The sequence below is a fragment of the Aquimarina sp. I32.4 genome, assembly GCF_002924285.1.
Classification (GTDB): domain Bacteria; phylum Bacteroidota; class Bacteroidia; order Flavobacteriales; family Flavobacteriaceae; genus Aquimarina.
In genome coordinates this window covers 1-3483 of record NZ_PGUB01000200.1, presented here as the reverse complement: position 1 = coordinate 3483, position 3483 = coordinate 1, and the positions used below count along the sequence as shown (strand labels likewise).

The window sequence follows — 3483 nt, the reverse complement described above, 5'->3', positions numbered from 1 at the left end:
GATAATGCTTAAAAAACTCAATTAATTTCATACTTTAAAGATACCAAGTAATAGGGAAACATAAGGATAAGCATATTATTTTTCTTGTTTAGCCATAACTTCAAAACTGATTTTAATACCATTTTTATAAAGAGCTACAATTTTACTTTGTATTAAAAATAACGTATAATTTCTATAGAAAAGTTAAGATTCCTATTTTTATGCAAAATTATTTCTAATTATGAGTGATAATCAGGCATTTCTAGATCATATAAATAAAGGATACACCACCAAAGGTGATTTTCTAACCATGGGAGCAGCTATGTATAATGGCGAAACGATAACCGATGCTCATGTAAAAATACCTTTAAAGACATTAAACCGTCATGGGTTGATAGCTGGAGCAACAGGTACAGGAAAAACCAAAACGCTACAAGTAATAGCTGAAAATCTAAGCGAACAAGGAATCCCTGTACTTTTGATGGACATAAAAGGGGATTTAAGTGGAATTGCGGCTGCAAGCCCAGGGCATCCTAAAATCGATGAACGCCATCAGAAAATCGGAATTCCTTTTGAAGCCAAAAATTTTCCTGTAGAAATTCTATCTCTATCTGATCAAGATGGGGTAAGACTTAGAGCAACAGTAAGTGAATTTGGACCTGTATTATTATCCAGAATTCTTGATGTAACAACTACTCAAGCAGGAATTATTTCTGTTATATTCAAATATTGTGATGATAACAAACTACCACTATTAGACTTAAAGGATCTAAAAAAAGTTTTACAGTTTGCTACTCAAGAAGGAAAAAAGGAATTAGAAAAAGATTATGGTCGTATTTCTACTGCTTCTACTGGATCTATTTTACGTAAAATAGTGGAACTTGAACAACAAGGTGCAGATCAATTCTTTGGCGAAAAATCATTTGAGGTTCAGGATTTATGTAGGATTGATGAAAACGGAAGAGGTATAATCAATATTATTAGATTAACAGACATACAAGATAAACCCAAGTTGTTTTCTACTTTTATGCTGAGTCTTCTTGCAGAAATATACGGTACTTTTCCTGAACAAGGAGATAGTGGAAGGCCTGAATTAGTAATTTTTCTAGATGAAGCACACTTGATTTTTAAAGAAGCTTCTAATGCGCTTATGGGCCAAATAGAAAGTATTGTCAAACTTATACGATCAAAGGGCGTTGGTCTTTATTTTGTAACCCAAAACCCTACAGATATTCCAGATGGAGTATTGAGTCAGCTAGGTCTAAAAGTGCAACATGCACTTAGAGCATTTACTGCAAAAGACAGAAAAGCTATCAAACTTACTGCAGAAAACTACCCTATTTCAGAGTACTATGACACCAAAGAAATACTTACCTCATTAGGTATAGGAGAAGCACTGGTATCTGCTCTTGATGAAAAAGGACGCCCTACTCCTCTTGCCGCTACCATGCTACGAGCACCAATGAGCCGAATGGATATATTGAATGAAAACGAATTAAAAGATGTACTCAAAAAATCAAAACTTATTCCTAAATATAATAAAGAGATTGATAGAGAGAGTGCATATGAGCTTTTGAATGAAAAAATAGAAAAAGCAGAAGCAGAAGAAGCAAAAGCTGCAGCAAAAAAAGAGAGAGAAAAACTCAACAAAAGTTCCTCACGTACGAGAAGCCGAAGAACTAGTACTACCGAAAAAGCTATTATAAAGGTACTCACTAGTGCAACTTTTATAAGAGGTGCTCTAGGAGTATTAAATAAGTTATTAAAATAATTTACGTTATCTCTACATATAAAGCATTTAACCATCTTAATTATGACTAAAATATTTTTAAAAATCCTTCTTGTTGTATTGATTATTACAAGCTGTAAAAAAGAGCAACAACAAAACCCTTTTGAAATAGCAACCAATAGAATAGGGCTATTGACCAATGAGATACAGGTCAAAGAATTGGATTCTGTTTTTGCAAATGATTCTATTGCAAAAAGAACTGCTGGAGATCAGTATTTAAATAGCACAAACGAAATTGAAATTTTTGAAAAAGGTGGAACAAAACTCCTAGTCTTAGAGCCCAAAGAAGAAGCAAATCTTAGTTCTACTATAGAGAACATACAAATTATAGATCCAAGATACAAAACAGTTTCTGGGTTATCTTCTCATAGTACTTTCAAGGACATTAATGACAACTACACCATTTCAAAAATTAATAACACATTAAGTACAGCTGTAATATTTGTAGACAGTATCCAAGCATATTTTACTATTGATAAAAAAGAGCTTCCTCAAAAATTCAGACAATCCACCGATATAGAAATACAAACCACTGATATTCCAGAATCGGCAAAAATCAAACATTTCTGGATAAGCTGGGACGTTAACTAAAGATAGTACCTATAAACTTTCCTTTACTCATAAAACGATAAAGGAAAGTTTATATCAAATTTTTTTATGTATCTACTATAATCAAAAACGATACATCAATACTTTTTCTTCAAGAGGAATATAGATACTTTTACACACATAGTAGAAACAGTACAACGTGAAGATGAATGAAAGAAAAATATAAAAAATACCTACCTCTTATCATAGGAAAATATATTCAATGCCTTTTCCTATTTTATCCAAAAAAAGCAATTCATAAGGCATACATTCTATTTTGTACTCCAAGAAAAGGAAAAGTGCAACCAGAACAAGAATATTTTCTTGAGAAAGCCGAAGACGAAACTATCTTGATAAGTTCTACTCATATTCAAACGTATAGATGGGCAAACACAGGAGAAACAATTTTACTCGTTCACGGATGGGAAAGTAATACACACCGATGGAAAACATTGATCAAAAAGTTACAAGAAAAAAACTACAATATCATTGCTTTTGATGCTCCAGCTCATGGTAACTCATCAGGTAAAATACTAAACATTCCTTTATACACAAAGTGCTTACAAAAAGTGATTGAGTTATATAGACCTAATTATGTCATGGGCCACTCTGTAGGTGGAATGGCTACTATTTTTCATCAATACTCCTACCCTAATAATGAGATAGAAAAATTAGTTGTGCTAGCTCCCCCATCAGAGTTATCAAGAATCATGACAGAGTATCAAGATACATTAAAACTATCTTCTAAGTTTATGACTGCCTTAGATCAATATTTCAAAAATAAGCATGGCTTTTATTTTGAAGAATTTTCGATTTCTGAATTCTCTAGAAACTTAACGCAAAAAGGCCTATTGATTCATGATAAAAATGATGACATTGCACCATATTCTGAAGCAGAAAGCATCAGTCAAAACTGGAATGGTGTTCAATTTATCAGTACAGAAAACTATGGGCATTCTCTATTTTTTGATGAAGTAGACACTATAATTCTTGATTTTTTAAAAGCATAGTCTGCTATACTGTTAATCAAAATATTTTTTCAGGTACAATTGGATACTTCGGTTCGTTTTGTGCCAGTAATTTCGGAGTTATGATGCCAGTGATTTCGGATCAAACTGTGCCAATTA

General features: G+C 32.5%; 3 protein-coding genes. All 3 read left to right on the top strand.

Going from position 1 to position 3483, the window contains the following annotated elements; all coding sequences use genetic code 11:
* The first annotated feature begins 220 nt into the window (after positions 1-220).
* The 3 genes from CVD18_RS21840 to CVD18_RS21830 all read left to right on the top strand — a co-directional run bounded on the left by CVD18_RS21840 (position 221) and on the right by CVD18_RS21830 (position 3366).
* Complete coding sequence (locus tag CVD18_RS21840; protein WP_103867575.1) at positions 221-1750, top strand: helicase HerA-like domain-containing protein; 1530 nt, start codon at positions 221-223, stop codon at positions 1748-1750.
* Between the two features lie 42 nt (positions 1751-1792).
* The gene (locus CVD18_RS21835) at positions 1793-2359 is read left to right on the top strand and encodes a hypothetical protein (RefSeq protein WP_103867574.1); all 567 of its coding nucleotides are present in this window, start codon (positions 1793-1795) and stop codon (positions 2357-2359) included.
* Positions 2360-2526: 167 nt separating this feature from the next.
* Positions 2527-3366, top strand: a complete 840-nt coding sequence (locus CVD18_RS21830) for an alpha/beta hydrolase (protein WP_103867573.1) — start codon at positions 2527-2529, stop codon at positions 3364-3366.
* Positions 3367-3483: the final 117 nt, after the last annotated feature.